We start from the raw sequence: 21,563 nt of genomic DNA, 5'->3' as shown, positions 1-21,563 counted from the left end.
GGCCACCGAAGAAGATCCTCCCAAGCTCTTTCTTCATAACGGACGGTCGCGCGGTCAGAAGCCCTAGCCGCCGGCCGTCTCAAGCAACAACCGCGGACCTGCGTCGCTTAGGCGAGGCGGGAGCGCTCTTGCTCGCCATGAAGACCGATATGAACATTTTCAAGAAGACCTTGCGCATCGCGCCCCTGCTCGCAGCCGCCCCGCTGCTTTCGGGTTGCGACTACGTGCTGCTCGACCCGTCCGGCTGGGTCGCGGAACAACAGCGCGACCTGCTGATCTATTCGACGCTGCTGATGCTCATCATCATCGTTCCGGTGATGATTATGGGCGTCTACTTCCCCTGGCGCTACCGCGCCAACCGGGCCGACAACACCGACTACGATCCCGAGTTCAACCACTCGACGACCTTCGAGGTGTTCATCTGGGGCGTTCCCGTCCTGATTATCGCCGCACTCGGCACGCTCACCTACATCTACACCCACAAGCTCGACCCCTACCGGCCGCTCGAGGCAAGCTTCGGCAAGCCGATCGAGGTCGAGGCCGTCGCGCTCGACTGGAAGTGGCTGTTCATCTATCCCGAACAGGGGGTCGCGACCGTCAATGAGCTCGCCATTCCCGCCGGCCGTCCGGTCAATCTGAAGCTTTCGGCCTCCTCGATGATGAACGCCTTCTCCGTGCCCGCTCTGGCAGGCATGGTCTACGCCATGCCGGCCATGGAAACGAAGCTGCACATGATCGCCGACAAGCCCGGCACGTTCTACGGCCGCTCGGCCAATTATTCCGGCCCCGGCTATTCGCAGATGGAATTCCAGACGCTGGCCATGACCGACGGCGATTTCGACGCCTGGGTCGCCAAGGTGCGCAGCAACGGCACCGAGCTTGACCAGGACGCCTATATCGCCCTCGACAAGCCGTCGTTTTCGGTTCCGGTCGCCTATTACGCCGGCGTGATGCCCGACCTGTTCCAGCGCATCGTCGGTCTCTGCGTCGAACCCGGCAAGGTCTGCATGCACCAGATGATGATGCAGGACAAGCAGGGCGGCGGCGGCCTCGAAGGGGTCGGCAACAAGAACCTCTACGAATACGACAGGCACCGCGCCCAGGACGGCCATGGCGAGCTGATTACCTCGCAAAGCGAAACGCCGGACGCAGAGACGATCGCCAAGGCGAACGCGATCAACCAGCTCTGCACTTCCGAGACCCAGATCAGCGCCGCGGCCGCCGCCATGACGCTTGCCCCCGAGAAAGGAGCAGCGAATGCTCTCTGAAAACCTTCAGCACCTGATCTTCGGACGGCTTGACCTCAACGCCTTCCCGATCCACGAGCCGATCCTGATCGGCACTTTCTGTGCCGTCGTGCTCGGCGGCATCGCGCTCCTCGGCGCCATCACCTATTTCGGCAAGTGGGGCTATCTCTGGAACGAGTGGTTCACCTCCGTCGACCACAAGAAGATCGGCATCATGTATATCGTGATGGCCTTCATCATGTTCGTCCGCGGCTTCGCAGACGCATTGATGATGCGCGCCCAGCAGGCCATGGCCGCCGGCGGGGCCGAGGGCTTCCTGCCCGCGCACCACTACGACCAGGTGTTCACCGCCCACGGCGTCATCATGATCTTCTTCATGGCGATGGCGATGATTACCGGCCTGATGAACTACATCATGCCGCTGCAGATCGGCGCGCGTGACGTGGCCTTCCCCTTCCTGAACAACTTCTCGTTCTGGATGACGGCCGCCGGCGCGATCCTCATCAACATCTCGCTGTTCGTCGGCGAATTCGCCCGCGTCGGCTGGCTCGCCTATCCGCCGCTGTCGGGTGCGGCCTATTCGACCGGGGTGGGCATGGACTATTACCTGTGGTCCCTGCAGATCGCCGGCGTCGGAACGACGCTATCGGGCATCAACCTGATCGCCACCATCCTGAAGATGCGCACGCCGGGCATGACCATGATGCGCATGCCGGTCTTCACCTGGACGACGCTCTGCGCCAACGTGCTGATCGTCGCCGCCTTCCCGGTCCTGACCGCCACGCTCGCCATGCTGACGCTCGACCGCTATATCGGCACGCACTTCTTCACCAATGACCTTGGCGGCAATCCGATGATGTACGTCAACCTCATCTGGATCTGGGGCCACCCGGAAGTGTATATCCTGATCCTGCCGATGTTCGGCGTGTTCTCGGAAATCGTCGCCACCTTCTCGGGCAAGCCGCTGTTCGGCTACCGCTCGATGGTCTATGCGACGACCTGCATCATGGTGCTGTCCTTCATCGTCTGGCTCCATCACTTCTTCACGATGGGCTCGGGCGCGAACGTCAACACATTCTTCGGCATCGCGACGATGATTATCTCGATCCCGACGGGCGCCAAGATCTTCAACTGGCTCTTCACCATGTACAAGGGCCGGGTGCGGATGGAAGTGCCGATGCTGTGGACGGTCGGCTTCCTCGTCACCTTCACCATCGGCGGCATGACGGGCGTCCTGCTCGCCGTTCCGCCGGTCGATTTCCAGCTGCACAACTCGCTGTTCCTGATCGCCCACTTCCACAACGTCATCATCGGCGGCGTGGTCTTCGGGGTCTTCGCCGCGATCACCTACTGGTGGCCGAAGGCGTTCGGCTTCAAGCTGGACGAGAAATGGGGCAAGCGTTCCTTCTGGTTCTGGTTCGTCGGCTTCTACTTCGCCTTCATGCCGCTCTATGCGCTCGGCCTGATGGGCGTCACCCGCCGCGTCTCCGCCTATATGGACACCGGCTGGCAGATCTACTTCATCGTCGCCGCCTTCGGCGCGGTGCTGATCGCCCTCGGTATCGCCTGCAACTTCATCGGCATGGCCGTCTCCATCAAGAACCGCGAAGCCCTGCGCTGCGGTCCCGATCCGTGGAACGGCCGCACCCTGGAATGGGCGACCACCTCGCCGCCGGCCGACTACAACTTCCCGCAGACGATCCGCGTCCATGGCGTCGACGCCTGGTGGAGCATGAAGAAGGAAGGCTTCCGCTGGTCCAACATCTACCGACCGATCCACATGCCGAAGGGAACCTCGATGGGCATCATCCTGTCGTTCTTCTCGCTGGTGCTGGGCTTCGCTCTGGTCTGGTACATCTGGTGGCTGGCGGCTCTCGCCTTCCTCGCGGCAATCGTCACCGGCATCGCGCATACCTTCAACTACGATCGCGACTACTACATCCCGGTCGATGAGATCGCCAAGCACGAGAGCCTGCACAAGGAGGCGCTGGCATGAACATAGCCGTCAAGATCAATTCTCCCGTCACCGTCGTCGACGAGGACGAGCACAGCCATCACAGCAGCCCGACCTCGATCGGCTTCTGGATCTACCTGATGAGCGACTGCATCATCTTCGGATGCCTGTTCGCCACCTATGCCGTGCTCGGCCGCTCCTTTGCGGGCGGCCCGGCTCCGGCCGACCTGTTCGAGCCGGGCTTCGTTCTGGCCGAAACCGTGCTGCTGCTTTTGTCGTCGATCACCTTCGGCCTTGCCATGCTGCAGATGGACAAGGCGAACAAGTCGGGCGTGCTCGGCTGGCTCGCCGTGACCGGTGTGCTCGGCGTCGGCTTCATCGCGATGGAACTCTACGAATTCCATCACCTGATCGAGATCGGCGCCGGCCCGCAGCGTTCGGGCTTCCTGTCGGCCTATTTCACGCTGGTCGGCACCCACGGCGTTCACGTCACGGGCGGCCTCATCTGGCTCGTCACGCTGATGATCCAGGTCGGCCAGCGCGGTCTGATCGAAGCCAACCGCCGGCGTCTCACGACGCTCAGCATGTTCTGGCACTTCCTCGACCTGATCTGGATCGGGGTCTTCTCCTTCGTCTATCTCGTGGGGATCGTTCAATGAGCACACACGGCCACAACACCGCTCATGCGGACCACGCCCACGGCGATCACGGCAGCCACGGCGGCCACGGCGGCCATGGCGGCCATGGCAGCCTCTCGACCCTGATGATCGGTTTCGCGCTGGCCGCGATCCTGACCATCATTCCCTTCGGCCTGGTCATGGCCGAAGTCGAGATGAGCAGGACGGCGCTGATCGCCATCATCATGGGCCTCGGCGCGGCGCAGATCGTCGTTCACCTCGTCTACTTCCTGCACCTCAACAACAGTCAGGAAGAAGGCTGGACGATGTCGTCCACCATGCTGACCGTTATCATCCTGATGATCGTGCTGGCGGGTTCGCTCTGGGTCATGCACAATATGAACGCCAACATGATGCCCATGGGCGACGATGCGATGCAGCAGCTGATGAGCGACGGCGAGGCCTCCGGCATCGCGCCGGAGCCCGGCGCCGAGCATCAGACGCATTGACGAGACCTGCGGGCGCCTGACGGGCGCCCGTTTCGTTTCCCAGGACCGCTTTTGCCATGGCCGATCGCCGCTCGCTCATCACTCGCCCACGCTTCCTGATCGTCTCGGCGATCGCCGGCCTGCTGACGGTCGGCTTCGTCTCGCTCGGCGCCTGGCAGATAGAGCGCCTATTCTGGAAAATGGATATCATCCACAGGGTCGACGCCCGCGTCGCGGCGCCCGCCACGCCAGCGCCCGGACCGGACAGCTGGGGCTCGATCACGCAGGAGGCGGACGAATACCGGCGCGTCACGCTGACCGGCACCTTCCTCAACGAGGACGAGGTGCAGATCTACACACCGACCATTCTCGGCCCCGGCTACTGGGTGCTGACGCCGCTCAAGCGCGACGACGGCACGGTGGTCATGGTCAATCGCGGTTTCGTGCCGGAGGAACTGAAGGACCCCGCCAAGCGCACGCCGCCCCAGGGGGCGGTCACCGTCGAAGGCCTGCTCAGGATGTCCGAAGATCGCGGCTGGCTGTTTTCACGCGCCAACAACCCGGCGGAACGCAAGTGGTATCGCCGCGACATCGGCTCGATCACGCAGGCGCTCGGGCTTGCTCCGGCAGCTCCCTATTTCGTCGACGAGAGCGCTGGGTCGGACCCGAAGGCCTGGCCGCGCGGCGGCATGACCGTGGTCCGTTTCCGCAACACCCATCTCTCCTACGCAATCACATGGTTCGCCATGGCCGCCATGACGCTCTTCATGTACGGCATCTTCCTGCGGTTCGAAGGTGTCTTCGGCAGAAGCCGTGCCAGGCCGGCGGAATACGAAGCCGACGACGAAGAGTGGGAGTGAACCGCCACTCCCGCCGCCGGCATAGGGTGTTTCAGCCGTCGGTGCCGTGGGTCGAGCGCGCCCAATCCATGTAAAGATCGAGCGCCTTGCGGGCGACCGGACCTTCCTGGAACCGGCGGTCGTCGAGGCGGATGACCGGAATGACCTTCGAATAGTTGCCGGTGGTGAAGACCTCATCGGCATTCATGAAATCCTCGACCGAGAGCGTCATCTCGCGCACGTCGAAACCGGCCTGCCGCAGGAGGCCGATGACGCGGGCGCGCGTGATGCCGGCAAGGAAGGTGCCGTTGGCAACCGGGGTCATGACCACGCCGTCCCTGACCATGAAGACGTTGGAGGAGGCCGTTTCGGCGACATTGCCGTTCATGTCGCGCACCAGCGCATTGTCGAAGCCGCGGCTATGGGCCTCGTGCAGCATACGGCCGGAATTCGGATAGAGGCTGCCGGTCTTGGCGCCCGTCATGGCGCATTCCGGCGTCGGACGACGGAAGGAGGAGAGCGTCAGCGACGACGGCTTCGCCGTGTTCATCGGCGCCTCGAACAGGCAAAGGGCGAAACGGGTCGATTCCGGATCGGCGGCAACGACCGAGAAAGGCGCGCCATGCTCGGCCCAGTACATCGGCTTGATGTAGATCGCCGTCTTGCCGTCGAACTTGCCGATGCCCTCCCAGGCGAGCTTCTCGATATCCTCGGCCGGCATCGTCGCCTTCATGCCCATGGCGACAGCGGAACGGTTGACGCGCTGGCAGTGCTGGTCGAGATCCGGCGCGATGCCGTCGAACCAGCGGGCGCCATCGAACACCGTCGATCCGAGCCACATGGCATGCGACACCGGCCCGATCAGCGGCGGATTGCCGGCGATCCAGTCTCCATCAACATAGGTCCAGGTGGTGGTGCGGGCGGAAGTATCGACGGCCATGGCGGACTCCTGTTCTTGTCGTTGCAGCCATCAAGGGCGCCCGAAGCCTCAAGGTCAAGGACAAACTCCCCCCGCAACCCAAATGGCAACAATCCGTGGCCAAGGCTTTTTTCCGCGCAAGATCTTTTCGTTGAATCAACAGCTTGTCAAATAAGTCGATCAAAAATAGTGATCGTTTGCGCGCTTTCGCGCTGCCGCCGCGGCGTGGCATAATCCGGCGCATGCCATCCATCCGATCCGGCGGTGGGAACGCCAAGTGGGGAAAAATGACCGCAGCCTTCGTCTTCGACGCCTATGGCACCCTGTTCGACGTGCACGCCGCCGTGCGCCGCCATGCCGAGCGGGCCGGCCCCGAGCATCAGCGCTTTTCCGAAATGTGGCGGGCCAAGCAGCTCGAATATTCCTGGGTGCGCACGCTGATGGGCAGCTATCGCGATTTCTGGAAACTCACGGAAGAAGCGCTGGACTACACCTTCGCCCGGATGCCCGAGGTCGACCGGTCGCTGCGCGCCGACCTGCTTTCGGCCTACTGGAAACTCGACTGCTATCCGGAAGTGCCGGCCGTGCTGAGAAGCCTCAAGAGCCAGGGCGCGAAGATCGCGATCCTTTCCAACGGCTCGCCCGACATGCTGGCGGCGGCGGTGAAGAACGCCGCGCTGGACACGGTAATCGACGACGTCTTCTCGGTCGATGCGATCCGCGCCTACAAGACGGCGCCGCAGGTCTATGACATGGTGACGACCGGCTACCGGCTCTATCCCCATGCCGTCTCCTTCCAGTCGTCCAACCGCTGGGACATCGCCGGCGCGAAGAAGTTCGGTTTCCGCACGGTCTGGATCAACCGCGCAGGGCTGCCGGACGAATATGCCGATCATGGACCGGATCTCATCCTGCCATCGCTGGAAAGCCTGCCGTCATGAGATCATCGCGAGGATCTGCCAGAGGTCTGTAATGACGTTTCAGGGAGCACGCCATGGCATGGTCGGCCGAGCAATATCTGAAGTTCGAGGATGAACGCACCCGCCCCGCCCGCGATCTCCTTGCACAGGTGCCGCCTGGCGAGGCCGGCCGGGTGTACGACCTCGGTTGCGGCCCCGGCAATTCGACCGAGCTTCTGATCGAACGGTTCGGCAAGGCTGCCGTCACCGGGCTGGACAGCGACGACGACATGCTGGCCAAGGCGCGCAAGCGGCTGCCCGGTACGCCTTTCCTCCAGGCAGACCTTGCCAGCTGGACGCCGCCGCAGCCCGCCGACCTCCTTTATGCCAATGCCGTCTTCCAATGGCTGCCGGACCACCTGTCGCTGCTCGCGCGCCTTATGGATCATCTGGCGCCCGGCGGCGTGCTCGCCGTGCAGATGCCCGACAATCTCGAGCAGCCGACCCATCTCCTGATGGAGGAAACGGGCGCTGCCGGGCCATGGAAGGGCTCCTTCGCCGGAGGGTGCCTGCGGCGCGCGCTGCTGCCCTCGCCTGCCAGCTACATGGAACGCCTGTCGCCGAAAGCTGCCCGCGTCGATGTCTGGCACACAATCTACTATCACCCCATGGCCAATGCCGAGGCGATCGTCGAATGGGTGAAGGGCACCGGGCTTCGCCCCTATCTCGCTACGGCAGGGGCCGAAAACGAGGCCGCCTTCCTCGCCGACTATACCGGCCGCATCAGGCAGGCCTATCCGCCCATGGCCGATGGCCGGGTGCTCCTGAAATTTCCGCGCTTCTTCGTCGTGGCGGTAAAGGCGTAACTTGTGTAAGAAGCGCTTCGACGCCCGAAGAGCGACCGGTCGCCCATCCCATTTCGAAAGCATGCCCGATGAACAAGCCTTGGAAAAATCCCGTCATTCTCGCTCTCGGCGAGGACGGCAGCGACGTCACGATCGACACCACGGAAGCCGCCTCCTGGGCGATGATCGAGGACTGGCCGACCGAGGAAGGTCCGGCGCTCGACCGCGCCCTTCTGGTCTGCGCCGCCGTTCAAGCCGGCAAGAAGACCGATGAGGATGCCCGCCAGGCCTTCATCGCCGCCGCCGTGGAAGCCGGGATCGCCATCAAGAAGTAAATTGCGCCGGCGTTCGTTTCGAACGCTGTCAGCACGCCAGCCCCCTCACTTCACCGCGCAGATGGCGTAGCGGTGCTGAGTGGCGCGTTCGAGGCCCTTCAGGAAACTGAAATTCTTCTTCTGCGTGCGGTGGATCGCCCGCATGTCGGTGTCGATCGTGACGGTCGAGAAACCGGCCTGCCGCAGCAGGTCGGCCACCGCTTCGGCGCGCGCGCCTTGCGAGAAATAGACGCGGGAGAGGATGCTCTGGTGGGTCTCGGTCATCGCCCCGGTCGCCGGCCCGTTCTGCGGCTTGCTGCTTTCTCCTGTGAAGCGGGAAACCATGACGGCCAGGCGCTTGGCAAGCTTCGCGACCAGACCGGGATTGACGAAATCGCCGTCGACCACCAGCAGCTTCCCACCCGGCTTCAGCACCCGATGCCATTCGCGGAAGGCGGCGAGCGGATCGACCAGCGTCCAGACCAGATGCCGGTTGGTGACGACGTCGTAGGACGCATCGGCCTCCATGGTATTTTCCGCATCCCCCATCAGGAAACGGATCTGCCGTCCACGGGTTTTCGCCTTGGCGCGCGCCCTTTCGAGCATCGGTTCCGCCCAGTCCATGCCCGTCACCCTGAAGCCAAGGTCATCGAGAAGATGGGAGACGACGGCCGTGCCGCAGGCGAGATCGAGCGCCTGCCTGCCCTCGCCATCGCCCAGATGTCTGCGCAGCAGCGAATGCCAGGCGGCACGCTCCTCTTCCGAGAAAATCTCATGGCCGGGCTGGCTGTCGAAGGTCTCTGCCCGCAGCGACCAGTAGGCTTTGATTTCGTCGCGAAGATCGTGGTTCGAAAGGGCTGCAGCGGTCTGCATTTCGGTATTTCCCATGAAATATGAGTGACATTGGAAACTTTCTAAAAGATATTAGTTGACTATGAAAGTCATAAAATAATAGATCGCTTGGAATTCCACTGCACAGGAGAGGACGACGTGCTCCATTTGAACAGGGTGGCCGCCGCCGCCACGATTTCGCTTGCGCTTTTTTCGGGTATCGCCGAAGCGGGTGAGACAATCAAGATCAAGGACATCACGGGTCGTGAAGTCGAAGTCAACGTTCCCGTGGAGCGGGTCATCCTCGGCGAAGGCCGCCAGATCTATTTCACCGGCGCTCTCGACACGGATGCACCGTTCAAGCGCGTCGTCGGCTGGCGCGACGACTTCCAGAAGGCCGACCTCGACGGCTACAACATCTATCTCCAGAAATTCCCGGAAATGGCGAAGATCCCGACCTTCGGCGGGATGAAGGACGGCACGTTCGACATCGAGCAGGCAGTCGCGCTGAAGCCGGACGTCATCATCATGAACACGGAGGCGAAGTCCGCGACCGAGGAAAGCGGCTATATCGAAAAGCTCGCCAAGGTCGGCATTCCGCTGGTCTATATCGACTTCCGCGAAAAGCCGATGCAGCACACCGATGAATCCATGCGCATCATCGGCAAGCTGTTCGGCAAGGAAGCGCGCGCCGAGGAATTCGTGAAGTTCCACGACGAGCAACTCGCCCGTGTCACCGATACGCTCGCCAAGGCCGGCGACCTGAAGAAGCCGGTGGTGTTCATGGAACGCGCCGGCGGTTATTCCGAAGATTGCTGCATGTCCTTCGGCAACGAGAACTTCGGCAAGATGGTCGAACTCGCCGGCGGCATCAATATGGCCAAGGACATCATCCCCGGCACCTTCGGTGCGGTCAATCCGGAGCAGATCATCGCGTCCAACCCGGATCAGGTGATCGTCACGGGCTCCAACTGGGAACTCTACGTTCCGGGCGGCGCCTGGGTGGGCGTCGGCCCGGGCGCAGACAAGGCCAAGGCCGAGGAAAAACTCGCAGCCCTGATGAAGCGCCCGGCCTTCACCGGCATCAAGGCGGTTACCGAGGGCAATGTCCACGCCATCTGGCACCAGTTCTACAACAGCCCCTACCAGTTCGTCGCCGTGCAGCAGATCGCGAAGTGGCTGCATCCCGACCTGTTTGCCGATCTCGATCCGGAAGCCACGTTCAAGGAACTGCACGAACGCTTCCTGCCGGTCGCCTATCACACCGGTTACTTCGCCTCGCTGAAGGCCGGCCTCTAAGCCAGAACGGAAAGGCCGGCGGAAACCATCTGCCGGCCGCTTCCCCAAGGACGATACGAATGATTGCCAGATACACCCGGACGATAATCGCCCTTCTTCCATTTCTGGGCAGCCCTGCCCTTGCAGAGACCATCACCGACGTCGCCGGCAGGACGATCGAACTCGACCTGCCGGCGAAGCGCGTTCTCGTCGGAGAGGCCCGGCAGATCCATGTCATCGCCGCGCTGACCGGCGAGCACATGCTCGACCGCATCGTCGGCTGGCGCGACGACTTCCTGACCAAGGACGCCGACAGCTACGCGGCCTATGTGGAGCGCTTTCCCGCCCTTGCGACCCTGCCCCGCTTCGGCTACGTGCCGAACGGTACATTCAGCCTGGAAGCTGCCATCGCCCTTGCGCCCGACGTGCTGACGCTCAACATCGAGTCGCGCAAAGGCGCGCTGGAAGGCGGACTGGAAGAAAAGGCTGCCGCCGCCGGCATCAAGGTCGTCTATGTCGACTTCCGCGTGGACCCGGCGAAGAACAGCGAAAAGTCGATCGAGCTTCTCGGCGAGATCTTCGGCAGCGAGGAAAAGGCGCGGGAATTCATCGCGTTTCGCCGGGAACAGATCGCCCGCGTCACGGACCGCATCGCGAGCCAGCCCAATCTCGTACGTCCCAAGGTCTTCATCGAGCGCGCTCCCGGCAACGACGCCGAGAACGGCTGCTGCCGGAGCTTCGGCCCGGCCAATTTCGGCGAGATGGTCGAACGCGCCGGCGGCCACAACATTGCCGCGGACGTCATCAAGACGACCTTCGGCGATATCAGCATCGAACAACTGATCGTCCAGAATCCGGACCAATACATCGCCACCGGTTCCAACTGGGCGGCCGAATCCAAGACCAATCGCTTCGTCCATGTCGGCCGCGGCGCCGACCCGCAGGCCGCACGAGAGAAACTGCAGGCGCTGATGCAGCGCAGCGGCTTTTCCGGGCTCAAGGCGGTGACCGACGGCGAGGTGCACGCCGTCTGGCACCAGTTCTACGGAGCCCCTTACGAATTCGCGCCGATCCAGCAGTTCGCCAAGTGGTTCCATCCGGACCTCTTCGCCGATCTGGACCCGGAAGCGACGTTCCGTGAATTCCACGAGAAGTTCCTACCGATCGCCTACAAGCCCGGCTATTTCGTCTCGCTCGATAAGGGAACCAACTGATGGCCGTTGCCACCGAAACACTGCAAAGCGCCGCGGGGCGCAGCCAGTACCGGGCGATTTCCGCCCGGCGTCTGACGATCCTCGGGCTCATGGTCGCCGCACTTCTCGTGAGCGTCGCCGCCGACATGGCGCTCGGTCCTGCCCGCTATACGCTGAGCGAGGTCGTCTCCACCATTTTATGGCCGTCCTCCGCGGGCGACCAATTGCGGGTGGTGATCTGGGATATCCGCATGCCGGTGGCGCTGATGGCGGTCACCGTCGGCGCCTGTCTTTCGCTTGCGGGCGCGCAGATGCAGACGATCCTCGCCAATCCGCTGGCGAGCCCGTTCACGCTCGGCATTTCCGCCGCCGCCGGTTTCGGCGCAGCCCTCGGGCTCGTGGCGGGCGTCGCGATCTTCCCGACCGCAGTGCAGTTCATGATCCCGATCAATGCCTTTGTGATGGCGATGGCTGCGTCGCTCTTCATCTACGGCGTCTCGACGCTGCGCGGCGTCACCGTGGAAACCATCGTGCTGCTCGGCATCGCGCTGGTCTTCACCTTCAACGCGCTGCTCTCGCTGCTCGAATATCTCGCCTCCGAACAGGCGCTCGCCGCCGTCGTGTTCTGGACCATGGGTTCGCTCACCAAGGCGACATGGGGCAAGGTTGCGGTGACGGGCGCCGTGCTGGTTTTCTGCGTGCCGCTTTTCGCCCGCAATGCCTGGGCGCTGACGGCGCTGCGCCTCGGCGACGACAAGGCAGCCTCCTTCGGCGTCAACGTCAAGCGGCTCCGGCTGGAAACGATGATGCTCGTCAGCCTGCTGGCAGCCATTCCGGTCTCCTTCGTCGGCACCATCGGCTTCATCGGCCTCGTCGGTCCGCATATCGCCCGCATGGTGGTCGGCGAGGACCAGCGCTTCTTCCTGCCGGGTTCGGTGATCTGCGGCGCGCTGCTGCTTTCCGTCACCTCGGTCGTCTCGAAGATGCTGATCCCCGGCGCCATCCTGCCGATCGGCGTCATCACTGCGCTCGTGGGCGTTCCGTTCTTCTTCTCGCTGATCTTCACCAACCGGAGGCGCGCATGGTAGCCCTCAGACTCGAAAGCCTCGGCGCCCGCTACGGCAAGAACCGGATCTTCGAGGATATCTCCACCGGCAGTATCGAAGGCGGCGGACTGACGGCCGTGATCGGTCCCAACGCCGCCGGCAAGTCGACGCTGTTCAAGCGCATCGCGGGCCTGCTGAAAGGCGAAGGCGTGGTGCATCTGAGCGGCGAGAGTGCACTCTCCCGGCCGATCTGTTACATGCCGCAGGATACCGGCGCCAACGCTGTTCTGACCGTCTACGAATCCGTGCTGCTGGCCGCCAAGCAGGGGTCCGGCTGGAAGGTGGCGGACGACGAACTGGTGGATATCGACCGTATCCTCGCCTCGCTTCGCATCAACGACCTCGCCTTCCGCGATCTCGGCGCGCTGTCGGGCGGCCAGCGCCAGCTCGTCGCCATCGCCCAGGCGCTGGTGCGCAAGCCGGATATCCTGCTGATGGACGAGCCGACCTCGGCGCTCGATCTCTTCCGCCAGATCGAGGTGCTGCAATATATGCGCGACCTTGCCCGTCAGAGCGGCATCGCCGTGCTGATCGCACTGCACGACCTCAACCACGCCATGCGTTACTGCGATCATGCCATGGTGGTGGCCGATGGCCAGCTGGTGGCGAGCGGTCCGACGACCGAGGTCATCACGGCCGAGCTTCTGCGTTCCGTCTACCGCGTCGATGCCCGCATCGAGAATTGCACGCAGGGCCGGCCGCTGGTGATCGTCGATTCGGCATTGTCCTAGGTTTGACAAGCAAGAGCGTCCTTGGTGCGTCCGTTCGGACGCACGGGCGCTCCAGGTTTCCGGGCGGCGGCACCGGAACGGGGCGACCACCGTGCGCCCGATTCCATAGATGGAATTATAATTCCATAACGGCGGAATAAAGTTACGCCATGTTCCATAAATATACATCTAATTAACCATCAACGAACATGCTCTTTTGCATCCACAACCGGAGATTCGGTGATTTCGATGCACAAGACCTCTCTGCTGGCCCTGACGCTCCTCCTGACCGCCGGCACCGCCAGCGCGCAGACGATCGGCGTCTCGATGTCAGGCCTCGATAAATTCAAGACGGTATTGCTGAACGGCATTCTCGCCCATGGGAAGACGATCCCCGGGCTGAAGATCGTTTCGGAAAACGCCGAAGGCGACACCGCCAAACAGCTGGAACAACTGCGGAAATTCGTAGCGGACAAGGTCGACGCGATCATCGTGGCCCCGGCGGACGGCGATCTCGGACCGCAAATGTCGAAGATCGCCAGCGACGCCGGCATTCCGCTGATCTACGTCAACAACGAGCCCTCGAACCTTGCCGAACTGCCGGAGAAACAGGCCGTCGTCGCCTCCGACGAAAAGGATTCCGGCACGCTCGAGACCAGGGAGGTCTGCCGGTTGCTGAATGGCAAGGGCAAGGCCGTGGTGATGATGGGCGAGCTTTTCCACGCGGCCGCCCGTAAGCGCACCGAGGACGTGTCCGACGTGTTGTCGACGGAGGCCTGCAAGGGCATCCAGATCGTCGAACGGCAATCGGCGAACTGGTCGCGCGACCAGGCCGACAGCCTGATGCAGGAATGGCTGAAAGGCGGCGTCAAGTTCGATGCCGTGATCGCCAACAATGACGAAATGGCGCTCGGGGCCATCCGCGCCATGAAGAATGCCGGAATGTCGATGGACACGGTCGTGGTGGCCGGGGTCGATGCCACCGACGACGCGCTTGCCGCCATGGTGGCCGGCGATCTCGACGTCACCATCCTCCAGAACGCGGCTGGCCAGGGCAAGGGCGCCATCGAGGCAGCCCTGAAGCTTATCAAGGGTGAGAAGGTCGAGAAGACGAACTACGTGCCCTTCGAGCTCGTGACGCCCGCCAACGTCGCCACCTACCTGCCCAAGAGCCAGTGAGAAAGCCAAGGACAACGACGATGAATTTCTGGAAAAAACTCGGCATCCGCACCCAGATCACCGCCGGCTTCCTGCCGCTGATCCTGCTTATGAGCTTCCTGTCGCTGACTGCCCTGAACGGCATGAGCGGCCTGGCCTCCATATTCCAATCCTATCGTTCCACGGCCGGCCAGAGCCTCGCGATCTCCGACTACTCGAACCAGTTGCACGAGATCCAGATGGCGGCGGAAGCCTTCCGCACGACACCGAGTGCAGAGGTCGTGGAACGCTTCCAGGCCGGCGTAAAGGCTTTCTCCACCGACGATCCGCGGCTGGCCGGCAACGCCGAATTGCAGCAGGGCATGGCGGCGATCCGAAAGAACATGGACGACTACAGCAAGGCCTTCGGCGAGATCGTCGCGCTGCAGAACAAACGCGAGGCGCTTATCGCCAAGGTAACGGAATTCGGTCCGTGGACGTCGATCGCGCTCAACGATGTGATGCGCAGCGCCTGGCGCCAGGGCGACCTCTCCACCCTGCACATGACGGGCGACACCCTGGAGGCGCTGAACCGCAGCCTTTATTATTCCGAGCGCTTCGTCCACGCCAACGACCTCAAGGCCTATGACACCGCACAGGCAGCGCTTGCCGAAGCCGTTCAGCTCAACACCGCCGCCCAGAAGGCGGTCGGCAACGAGATCCAGCAGAAACGCCTTTCCGGCGCCGAACGGCTGATGCAGAATTATACCGCCCGGCTTGGCGACGTGAAGAACGTGCTGCTCGCCAGCAACGACATCCGCGAGAAGCAACTCAATGTATTGGCGCCTCAGATCGCCACGGGCTTCCAGAACCTGCAGGCCCGGATCACCGGCGAACAGCAGACGCTGGACGGTTCCGTCGAAAGCACCGTCAAGTCGACCACGACGGCAACACTGGCGATTTCCGGCCTTCTGATCGTCATCGGCCTTGTGCTTGCATATACCATCGGCCGGCTGATCTCCTCGGCGGTCCGCAACATCGCCCAGGCGATGGAGCGCCTCGCCCGTGGCGACGAGTCGATTACGATCGAAGGGACCGAACACCGACACGAACTCGGCGCGATGGCCCGCTCGCTGCAGGTCTTCCAGGAAACCGGCCGCGCCAAGCTGATCGCGGAAGCGAATGCCGAGCGCACCCGCCTCGCCGCGGAAGAGGAACGGCTGCGCCAGGAAGCCGAGCGCATTGCCGATGCCGATGCCATGGCTCACGCCTTCAGCCAGATCTCGGTCGGACTGGACGCCCTTACCAAGGGCGACCTGACGGTCCGGATCGGTGCGGTCGACCAGCGTTACGAAACGATCCGCGATCACTTCAACAGCTCCGTCGCGAGCCTTGAGGAAGCGCTGCGCTCCGTCGTGCACGCCGTCAGCACGATCCGCTCGGGGCTCGGCGAAATCTCGTCTGCCTCGAACGACCTCGCCCGCCGCACGGAACAGCAGGCAGCCTCGCTGGAGGAAACCGTTGCGGCACTCGGCGATGTCACCCGCGGCGTCAACGGCACGGCTGAAGGCGCCGGCCGCGCTCAGAGCACCGTCGCGACCGCCCGCTCGAATGCCGAGAAGGGTGGCGAGATCGTTGCCCGCGCCATCGCCGCGATGACCGAGATCCAGGGATCGTCGGCCAGGATCGGCAGCATCATCGGCGTGATCGACGAAATCGCCTTCCAGACCAACCTGCTGGCGCTCAATGCCGGGGTGGAAGCCGCCCGCGCCGGGGAAGCCGGCAAGGGTTTCGCCGTCGTCGCACAGGAGGTGCGCGAGCTTGCCCAGCGCTCCGCCAATGCGGCCAAAGAAATCAAGGAGCTCATCTCGACGTCCTCGGCGCAGGTCGAGGCCGGCGTGCAGTTGGTCAGCGAGTCCGGCTCCTCGCTGCAGGAGATCGTCGAACAGGTGGTGGCCATGAGCGCCACGATCGGAGAAATCGCCACCAGCGCCCGCGAACAGGCCCTCAGCCTGCGCGAAGTCTCCTCCGCCGCCGACCAGATGGACAAGGTCACCCAGCAGAACGCGGCGATGGTGGAGGAAACCACGGCCGCCGCCCAGAGCCTCAGCCAGGAAACCGATAACCTTGCCCAGATGATCGCACGGTTCCGGACCCATGCGCCGGGACAGGTTACCGGGCACCGCCAGAGCTATGCGATGGCCTCGTAACGGCCCACGCTTTCAAACGAAAAACAAGGTCGCCGGATTTCGTCCGGCGGCCTTTTTTTTCATGGGGCATGCATTCCTTGAGAGCGATTGCGCTCTCCGCCCGGCGCCTCGACAATCAGGTCGACGATCCAGCGGACGACGGGCATGACCACCAGCGCGGTGGGAAAGGCCACGACATAGGATATGGCCCATGCCTGCGGGATGACGGTGCCGAGATCCGCCGTCAGTCCCGTGGCGCGGATCGTGGCGATCGAGGCCACGATGCCCGACATCAGGAAAGACAGGATCATCGGCGTGACGATGTGCCGGCTGCGGGCCGGCAGTTTCCGCCGTCGAGCACGCGCGGGCTTTTCGGCCGCAAGCGCGGCAGGTGTGCCGCCGCTCATGCCAGCCACTCCCGCGAAATCGGTTCCGCGGACTTCAGGAAGCCACGCTTGAAGAAGGCCTGCGTGTAGGGCTTTGCCAGATGTTCCTCGAGAGCGGCACTATCGGCGAAATCCTCGACCAGCAGGAAGGCCGCTTCGTCCGCCAGCGAGCGATAGAAATCGAATTCCGCGCAAGCCGGTTCTTCAAGCGTCTCCTTGCGCAAGTCGAGAAGAGCGGCGTGCAGTTCCTCCTGCCTGCCAGGCTCCATCGTCAGCCGAACGACGCGCCTCAGGCGGCGGGTTTCCCGATTATCGGTCATGGGTAAGCTCCTTTTCCAGCGGTTCAGGCCTTTGCTATTGCCCGAGAGCCGTATTGGGCGCTATTCCCCAATGAGGCACATCAAATGGGCGGATTTGCACAATGCTGGATTGGGACGATCTCCGCTTTTTCGTGGCGCTTGCCGACGAGGGCTCGCTTTCGGCGGCTGCCCGCCGCCTCAGGGTCGATCATGCCACCGTCGCCCGCCGGGTGCAGGCGCTGGAGGAGAAGGCCGGTATCCGGCTCTTCGACCGGCGGCCCCGCCGCTACCTGCTGACGGAGAAAGGCCGGCTGGTGGCGGAAAGAGCGAGGCGAATGGAAGGAGAGGTCTTCGCGCTGGAGCGCGATATCCTCGAAACCGAGGGCGAGGCGCCGGTGGAGATTTCGGTGAGCGCGCCGCCGGTGCTGACCTCCTTCCTCCTAACGCCAAAGATCGCCGCCTTCTACGAAGCGAGGCCACGTATCAGGCTTCGACTGGTGGCGGACGTGCGCAACGTTTCGCTGACCCGGCGCGAGGCCGATATCGCGGTCCGGCTCAGCCGGCCCACCGATCCGAGCCTTATCATCCGCAAAGCCGGCAGCGTGCGCTACCTGCTCCTCGCCTCTCCGGCCTATCTGGCGACACGGAGACCCGAGCAGTATGGCTTCATCCTGTTCGACGATTTGCTCGATGAAACGCCGCAGCAGGTCTGGCTGAAACGGATGGCGGCCGGCCGCGAGACCGTGCTCAGGACCAACGATCTTGGCGTGCAATGCGCAGCCGCCGCAGCGGGCGTCGGCATCGCCGCCCTGCCCGATTTCGTCGCGGCGACCTACGGCCTCAAGGTCGCCGGCGACGAAGGGGAGCATATCATGCGGGATATCTACATCACCTACCACCACGACCTGCGCGACAGCGACACGATTGCCGCAGCCGTCGGCTTCCTGGCGGAATGCCTGCGGCCGGAACGGTGAGGCCGGAACGGGCAATCCCGGCGACCGTCGCCGCCCCCGGCCAGCCGCATCAGGCGGCAAGCGCGATCCGCTCGGAAAGGTCGCTGAACGCCTTTTCCGAAAGGCTCGGGCGAACGGCGAATTCAACGATGGCGCTGAACATTTCCGGCGGCGTGTTCTGCTGCATGGCGGACAGCATCGCGGCCCGTTCCGCCGGGTTCATGGCCGGGATCATCAGGCGCAGGAAGGCCATGTTCTTTTCCGGCGACATGGAGGCGATGATGTGCATTTCGATCGTCGCCAGTTCCTCATCGGTGCAAATCCTCCAGAGTTCCGGGGCCGTCACCGTTTCTTCCTCGTGCATGTGGGCAAGGTCCTCGGCGAGATAGGCGGCGAAGGCGAGATAGAGTTTGCGGCCGGCGGCCTGCTTGTGCATCGGCCACGCCTTCTCGATGTCGCTTGCCAGCTTTTCGAGCGTGGCGAAGGCGGTGCGATGATCGTCGTGCTGGTCTTCGAGCGTTGCGGTCGAGGCGCCGCGCGCCCGCAGCACACCATGAATGTGCTCGTCCTCGTGCATTACGTGGGAGGCGGCGAAGACGATGAAACTGCGCAGATTGCCGAGCACGGTTTCGGTCTCCTCGGGATTTTCGAAATCGGCGGTGCCGATGCGGTTGAGCATGTCACAGCCGGCCTTGCGCAGGCCCTTGTGAATGGCGCCGTAGAGATCGTAACGGCCGGAGAGATCGGGAATGGCTGTCATCGAGACGCTATGGGAAACGTGATGGGTCATGGGATTTTCCTCCTTGTCTTCAGCCCGGACGGAACAGCCCGCCGGCGCGATGGACAGGCTCTTAGGACACCCCGCCTCGACCCGCTTCCTAAATGCTTCCTAACGCCGGCCATGCGTTGCTAAAATTTTCCTATCTTCATAAGATCGCGCTCAAACAGGGGGAAATCGGTGATCGAGGCGGGGGTCGCAAGTTTCATCGAGGGGCGGGTGATGATCCTCATCGCCACGCGCAACGACACGCACCGCCCAATGATCGGACGGGCGACGGGCGCACGCTTCGATTCCGGCAATGGACGGATTTCCCTGCTGGTCTCGGCCAGCCAGTGGCCTGACGCCGTGGCGCATGCCGTGCCTGAGACTCCGATCTCGGCCACCTTCGTCAAGCCGGACAACTACAAGGCCTACCAGATCAAGGGACCGATCATCGAGGTGCGCGAAGCCGACAGCATCGACCAGGCCCGCGGCAGCCGGTATGTCGCCGACATGCTCGCCGAAATGGGCGCGCTCGGGGTAAGCCGGCTGCAGCTTTCCAGCACGCTCAGCGACCGCAACCTCGTGCGCATCACCTTCTTTCCGCGCGACCTGTTCGTCCAGACACCCGGACCGGAGGCGGGACGCCGGCTCGGCGAAACCGGAAACGGAGCGTCATGATCCGGCTCAGCACCATCCGGGATGCCTTCGAGGGCGTGATACCCTCCGTCATCGCGACCACCGACCGCGACGGCATGCCGAATGCCTCCTACCTGTCCCATGTCTATTATATCGACGACCACCATGTGGCGCTTTCCAACCAGTTCTTCTCCAAGACGGCGGAGAACGTAGCGGTGAACGGCCTCGCCACCGTCATGGTGGTCGACGGGCATCTCGGCCTGCAATACATCCTCGACCTCGTCTACGAGACCTCGATGACGGAAGGCCCGGTCTTCGAAACCGTCAGCGCGCATCTCGAGGTGATGAGCGTCGAACAGGGCATGGGCGGGATCATGAAGCTTAGGGCGGTCGACATCTACCGGGTGGAGGACTGTCGGCTCGTGCCCCCGGCCCATCCTCTGGAGGAGCCCTCACCGGAGGCGGAGGATCGGCGCGACCATCTGGATCTCACCCGCCGGCTCGCCGTGCAGCTTGCGGCGGAAACGGATACCGAGCATCTGCTGGACAAGGCGCTGGAGGGGCTGGAGACGATGTTCGGCTTCCAGCATTCCATGGTGCTGGTGCCGGACGACGAACGGAGGCTGCTTTCGACCATTGCCAGCCGTGGCTATGACCGCTTCGGCTTCGGTTCGGAAGTCGCGTTCGGTGCCGGCGTCATCGGCATGGCGGCAGCGACATGCCGGCCGGTGCGCATCAGCGATTTTCGCCGCAGCCGGCGCTACGTCAACGCTGTCGGCTCGGCAAGCGGAATCACCGGGGCGGACCCGCTGCCGCTTCCGGCGCTTGCCTCGCCGCTCAGCCAGCTCGCCGTGCCGATGGTGGCGCAGGGACGGCTCGCCGGCGTGCTGTTCGTGGAGGCCGAGCAGTCCTTCGCCTTCCGCCATCGCGACGAAGAGGCGCTTTGCATCCTCGCCGGGCACCTTGCCCTCTCGATGACGCTGGCCTCGCAGGACCGCGAGCGCCCGGAGAGCGAGGCAGAGGCGGAGAAACCGGTGCCCGCCGATACCATCCATCCGGCCGCCGGGCCGTTGCGCATCCGCTTCTATCCCCGCGACGGGTCGATCTTCATCGACAACGACTACCTCATCCGTGGCGTGCCCGGCCGGCTGCTGAGGCATTTCATCGAGGAATATGCGAAGAACGGCCGGCAGGATTTCCTCAACCGCGAAATCCGCCGCGACCGGAGCCTGCAGCTCCCTGACTACAAGGACAATCTGGAGACCCGTCTCATCCTGCTTCGCCGGCGGCTCGAGGAAAAAGGCGGGCCGATCCGGCTCGGCCGCGCCGAACGCGGCCACATCCGTTTCGAGATCGAAGGCGTGCCGGAACTGGTGGTCGTGGAGGAATAGACCCGCCATCTCTCTCCGACACGACGCATGGAGAACGGAGAGATCGGCGTCGTCGAATGGCCTTCGGCGCGTTTTTGTGTCATGTTATCGATGACACGAGGATATCGAGCCATAAGAACCGCATCGACAGAACAGGCAAAATCGCATCTCAGCGCCATGGCTGCCGCCATGTCGGGGTTGATGTGCATGCTTTTTGCCGCCCTGTTCGCGGTGTCGGGCTCGGGCCCGTGGCAGGAAACGGGTTCCATACGGGCCCAATCCATGGACGCGATGGCCGCCGCCAAGCCCGCGCTCGCTGGGAAGCGGGAGCCCGCCCGAAGCGTCCTTACCGCAGATCAGCGGCAGGGCAGCAAAGCGCGGACATCCGATGGCCCCGATGCGTCGCCAGATGTTCCCGGCATCGAACTGCCCTTGCCGGCATGGGCTTTGCAAATCGTCGAACGGGATCGAAGCCCCGATCATATCGCGCCGCCCGGCGCCTTCGATCCGCGCGCGCCTCCGCTGCTCGCCGCCTGATCCCTCACCCGACATCATATCGGCACATCGTCAACGCGGCCGGACAGCCATGT

23 protein-coding genes are annotated in these 21,563 nt (G+C 63.4%); 18 read left to right on the top strand and 5 right to left on the bottom strand.

Annotated elements, in window-relative coordinates; genetic code table 11:
- Positions 1-149: 149 nt before the first annotated feature.
- The 5 genes from cyoA to ACLBKR_RS03135 are packed head-to-tail and all read left to right on the top strand — an operon-like array spanning position 150 to position 5,166.
- Positions 150-1,268, top strand: a complete 1,119-nt coding sequence (cyoA, locus tag ACLBKR_RS03155; RefSeq protein ID WP_414900607.1) for a ubiquinol oxidase subunit II — start codon at positions 150-152, stop codon at positions 1,266-1,268.
- Positions 1,258-3,243, top strand: coding sequence for a cytochrome o ubiquinol oxidase subunit I (cyoB, locus tag ACLBKR_RS03150; protein ID WP_113486508.1), 1,986 nt, complete (start codon positions 1,258-1,260; stop codon positions 3,241-3,243). Before cyoA ends, cyoB begins: the two co-directional genes overlap by 11 nt.
- Positions 3,240-3,860, top strand: a complete 621-nt coding sequence (gene cyoC, locus ACLBKR_RS03145) for a cytochrome o ubiquinol oxidase subunit III (protein WP_113486506.1) — start codon at positions 3,240-3,242, stop codon at positions 3,858-3,860. Before cyoB ends, cyoC begins: the two co-directional genes overlap by 4 nt.
- On the top strand, positions 3,857-4,327 hold the full coding sequence (gene cyoD / locus ACLBKR_RS03140) for a cytochrome o ubiquinol oxidase subunit IV (protein ID WP_113447890.1): 471 nt from the start codon (positions 3,857-3,859) through the stop codon (positions 4,325-4,327). Before cyoC ends, cyoD begins: the two co-directional genes overlap by 4 nt.
- 56 nt (positions 4,328-4,383) lie before the next feature.
- Positions 4,384-5,166 carry an SURF1 family protein gene (locus ACLBKR_RS03135; protein WP_113447891.1) on the top strand — a complete coding sequence of 261 codons (783 nt, stop codon included), beginning with the start codon at positions 4,384-4,386 and terminating at the stop codon, positions 5,164-5,166.
- Between the two features lie 31 nt (positions 5,167-5,197).
- Here the strand turns inward: ACLBKR_RS03135 and ACLBKR_RS03130 are convergent, their stop codons facing one another.
- Positions 5,198-6,085 carry a branched-chain amino acid aminotransferase gene (locus ACLBKR_RS03130; RefSeq protein WP_112829103.1) on the bottom strand — a complete coding sequence of 296 codons (888 nt, stop codon included), beginning with the start codon at positions 6,083-6,085 and terminating at the stop codon, positions 5,198-5,200.
- 266 nt (positions 6,086-6,351) lie between these two features.
- Between ACLBKR_RS03130 and ACLBKR_RS03125 the strand changes: the two genes are divergently transcribed.
- The 3 genes from ACLBKR_RS03125 (at position 6,352) to ACLBKR_RS03115 (ending at position 8,143) form a co-directional block, all read left to right on the top strand.
- Positions 6,352-7,005: a haloacid dehalogenase type II gene (locus ACLBKR_RS03125; protein WP_113439438.1), complete on the top strand. Its 654-nt coding sequence runs from the start codon at positions 6,352-6,354 to the stop codon at positions 7,003-7,005.
- Positions 7,006-7,058: 53 nt separating this feature from the next.
- Entirely contained in the window at positions 7,059-7,829 is a 771-nt protein-coding gene (gene tam, locus ACLBKR_RS03120; protein WP_113439437.1) for a trans-aconitate 2-methyltransferase, read from the top strand.
- 68 nt (positions 7,830-7,897) lie between these two features.
- Entirely contained in the window at positions 7,898-8,143 is a 246-nt protein-coding gene (locus tag ACLBKR_RS03115) for a DUF982 domain-containing protein (protein ID WP_113340336.1), read from the top strand.
- 45 nt (positions 8,144-8,188) lie between these two features.
- Here the strand turns inward: ACLBKR_RS03115 and ACLBKR_RS03110 are convergent, their stop codons facing one another.
- Positions 8,189-8,995: a class I SAM-dependent methyltransferase gene (locus ACLBKR_RS03110; protein ID WP_113437425.1), complete on the bottom strand. Its 807-nt coding sequence runs from the start codon at positions 8,993-8,995 to the stop codon at positions 8,189-8,191.
- A gap of 117 nt (positions 8,996-9,112) precedes the next feature.
- Here ACLBKR_RS03110 and ACLBKR_RS03105 point away from each other — a divergent pair, with 117 nt between their 5' ends.
- From ACLBKR_RS03105 to ACLBKR_RS03080, 6 genes are all read left to right on the top strand, one after another.
- Complete coding sequence (locus ACLBKR_RS03105) at positions 9,113-10,252, top strand: ABC transporter substrate-binding protein (protein WP_113340334.1); 1,140 nt, start codon at positions 9,113-9,115, stop codon at positions 10,250-10,252.
- 59 nt (positions 10,253-10,311) lie between these two features.
- Entirely contained in the window at positions 10,312-11,445 is a 1,134-nt protein-coding gene (locus ACLBKR_RS03100) for an ABC transporter substrate-binding protein (protein ID WP_414900601.1), read from the top strand.
- On the top strand, positions 11,445-12,512 hold the full coding sequence (locus tag ACLBKR_RS03095; RefSeq protein ID WP_112829096.1) for a FecCD family ABC transporter permease: 1,068 nt from the start codon (positions 11,445-11,447) through the stop codon (positions 12,510-12,512). The genes ACLBKR_RS03100 and ACLBKR_RS03095 overlap by 1 nt, the downstream gene beginning before the upstream one ends.
- Entirely contained in the window at positions 12,506-13,261 is a 756-nt protein-coding gene (locus tag ACLBKR_RS03090) for an ABC transporter ATP-binding protein (RefSeq protein WP_113457029.1), read from the top strand. The genes ACLBKR_RS03095 and ACLBKR_RS03090 overlap by 7 nt, the downstream gene beginning before the upstream one ends.
- 228 nt (positions 13,262-13,489) lie before the next feature.
- Entirely contained in the window at positions 13,490-14,419 is a 930-nt protein-coding gene (locus ACLBKR_RS03085) for a substrate-binding domain-containing protein (RefSeq protein ID WP_112829094.1), read from the top strand.
- A gap of 20 nt (positions 14,420-14,439) precedes the next feature.
- Entirely contained in the window at positions 14,440-16,587 is a 2,148-nt protein-coding gene (locus ACLBKR_RS03080) for a HAMP domain-containing methyl-accepting chemotaxis protein (protein ID WP_113340331.1), read from the top strand.
- A 59-nt stretch (positions 16,588-16,646) separates the two neighbouring features.
- On the opposite strand, the gene ACLBKR_RS03075 is transcribed toward ACLBKR_RS03080, so the two are convergent.
- Positions 16,647-16,973 (bottom strand): DUF2798 domain-containing protein, encoded by a 327-nt coding sequence (locus ACLBKR_RS03075; protein ID WP_113447892.1) that lies wholly within the window; start codon positions 16,971-16,973, stop codon positions 16,647-16,649.
- A complete protein-coding gene (locus ACLBKR_RS03070; protein ID WP_113447893.1) occupies positions 16,970-17,272 on the bottom strand; it encodes an antibiotic biosynthesis monooxygenase in 303 nt (100 codons plus the stop codon). The genes ACLBKR_RS03075 and ACLBKR_RS03070 overlap by 4 nt, the downstream gene beginning before the upstream one ends.
- Positions 17,273-17,373: 101 nt before the next feature.
- On the opposite strand from ACLBKR_RS03070, the gene ACLBKR_RS03065 reads away from it, so the two are divergent.
- On the top strand, positions 17,374-18,225 hold the full coding sequence (locus ACLBKR_RS03065) for a LysR family transcriptional regulator (RefSeq protein WP_113437418.1): 852 nt from the start codon (positions 17,374-17,376) through the stop codon (positions 18,223-18,225).
- 49 nt (positions 18,226-18,274) lie between these two features.
- On the opposite strand, the gene ACLBKR_RS03060 is transcribed toward ACLBKR_RS03065, so the two are convergent.
- Positions 18,275-18,994, bottom strand: a complete 720-nt coding sequence (locus ACLBKR_RS03060) for a hemerythrin domain-containing protein (RefSeq protein ID WP_112829089.1) — start codon at positions 18,992-18,994, stop codon at positions 18,275-18,277.
- Positions 18,995-19,162: 168 nt separating this feature from the next.
- On the opposite strand from ACLBKR_RS03060, the gene ACLBKR_RS03055 reads away from it, so the two are divergent.
- Genes ACLBKR_RS03055 through ACLBKR_RS03045 form a run of 3 tightly spaced genes read left to right on the top strand, consistent with a single transcriptional unit; the run spans position 19,163 to position 21,510 of the window.
- Positions 19,163-19,645 carry a hypothetical protein gene (locus ACLBKR_RS03055; RefSeq protein WP_414900596.1) on the top strand — a complete coding sequence of 161 codons (483 nt, stop codon included), beginning with the start codon at positions 19,163-19,165 and terminating at the stop codon, positions 19,643-19,645.
- Positions 19,642-20,994, top strand: coding sequence for a GAF domain-containing protein (locus tag ACLBKR_RS03050; RefSeq protein ID WP_113486497.1), 1,353 nt, complete (start codon positions 19,642-19,644; stop codon positions 20,992-20,994). Before ACLBKR_RS03055 ends, ACLBKR_RS03050 begins: the two co-directional genes overlap by 4 nt.
- A gap of 27 nt (positions 20,995-21,021) precedes the next feature.
- Positions 21,022-21,510 (top strand): hypothetical protein, encoded by a 489-nt coding sequence (locus ACLBKR_RS03045; RefSeq protein ID WP_112829086.1) that lies wholly within the window; start codon positions 21,022-21,024, stop codon positions 21,508-21,510.
- Positions 21,511-21,563: the final 53 nt, after the last annotated feature.

It is taken from the genome of Paenirhizobium cremeum (genome assembly GCF_047553425.1).
Lineage (GTDB): Bacteria > Pseudomonadota > Alphaproteobacteria > Rhizobiales > Rhizobiaceae > Allorhizobium > Allorhizobium cremeum.
The sequence above is the reverse complement of the archived record's forward strand: the minus strand, read 5'-3'. Positions and strand labels throughout refer to the sequence as shown.

Excerpts from the sequence above, each read along its gene's own strand:
- ACLBKR_RS03070 (WP_113447893.1), bottom strand. The coding sequence starts at position 17,272 with ATGACCGATAATCGGGAAACCCGCCGCCTGAGGCGCGTCGTTCGGCTG.
- cyoA (WP_414900607.1), top strand. The coding sequence starts at position 150 with ATGAACATTTTCAAGAAGACCTTGCGCATCGCGCCCCTGCTCGCAGCC.
- cyoB (WP_113486508.1), top strand. The coding sequence starts at position 1,258 with ATGCTCTCTGAAAACCTTCAGCACCTGATCTTCGGACGGCTTGACCTC.
- ACLBKR_RS03045 (WP_112829086.1), top strand. The coding sequence starts at position 21,022 with ATGGAGAACGGAGAGATCGGCGTCGTCGAATGGCCTTCGGCGCGTTTT.
- ACLBKR_RS03065 (WP_113437418.1), top strand. The coding sequence starts at position 17,374 with ATGCTGGATTGGGACGATCTCCGCTTTTTCGTGGCGCTTGCCGACGAG.
- tam (WP_113439437.1), top strand. The coding sequence starts at position 7,059 with ATGGCATGGTCGGCCGAGCAATATCTGAAGTTCGAGGATGAACGCACC.
- cyoD (WP_113447890.1), top strand. The coding sequence starts at position 3,857 with ATGAGCACACACGGCCACAACACCGCTCATGCGGACCACGCCCACGGC.
- ACLBKR_RS03085 (WP_112829094.1), top strand. The coding sequence starts at position 13,490 with ATGCACAAGACCTCTCTGCTGGCCCTGACGCTCCTCCTGACCGCCGGC.
- ACLBKR_RS03115 (WP_113340336.1), top strand. The coding sequence starts at position 7,898 with ATGAACAAGCCTTGGAAAAATCCCGTCATTCTCGCTCTCGGCGAGGAC.
- cyoC (WP_113486506.1), top strand. The coding sequence starts at position 3,240 with ATGAACATAGCCGTCAAGATCAATTCTCCCGTCACCGTCGTCGACGAG.
- ACLBKR_RS03090 (WP_113457029.1), top strand. The coding sequence starts at position 12,506 with ATGGTAGCCCTCAGACTCGAAAGCCTCGGCGCCCGCTACGGCAAGAAC.
- ACLBKR_RS03095 (WP_112829096.1), top strand. The coding sequence starts at position 11,445 with ATGGCCGTTGCCACCGAAACACTGCAAAGCGCCGCGGGGCGCAGCCAG.
- ACLBKR_RS03050 (WP_113486497.1), top strand. The coding sequence starts at position 19,642 with ATGATCCGGCTCAGCACCATCCGGGATGCCTTCGAGGGCGTGATACCC.
- ACLBKR_RS03100 (WP_414900601.1), top strand. The coding sequence starts at position 10,312 with ATGATTGCCAGATACACCCGGACGATAATCGCCCTTCTTCCATTTCTG.
- ACLBKR_RS03125 (WP_113439438.1), top strand. The coding sequence starts at position 6,352 with ATGACCGCAGCCTTCGTCTTCGACGCCTATGGCACCCTGTTCGACGTG.
- ACLBKR_RS03075 (WP_113447892.1), bottom strand. The coding sequence starts at position 16,973 with ATGAGCGGCGGCACACCTGCCGCGCTTGCGGCCGAAAAGCCCGCGCGT.
- ACLBKR_RS03130 (WP_112829103.1), bottom strand. The coding sequence starts at position 6,085 with ATGGCCGTCGATACTTCCGCCCGCACCACCACCTGGACCTATGTTGAT.
- ACLBKR_RS03060 (WP_112829089.1), bottom strand. The coding sequence starts at position 18,994 with ATGACCCATCACGTTTCCCATAGCGTCTCGATGACAGCCATTCCCGAT.
- ACLBKR_RS03110 (WP_113437425.1), bottom strand. The coding sequence starts at position 8,995 with ATGCAGACCGCTGCAGCCCTTTCGAACCACGATCTTCGCGACGAAATC.
- ACLBKR_RS03080 (WP_113340331.1), top strand. The coding sequence starts at position 14,440 with ATGAATTTCTGGAAAAAACTCGGCATCCGCACCCAGATCACCGCCGGC.
- ACLBKR_RS03135 (WP_113447891.1), top strand. The coding sequence starts at position 4,384 with ATGGCCGATCGCCGCTCGCTCATCACTCGCCCACGCTTCCTGATCGTC.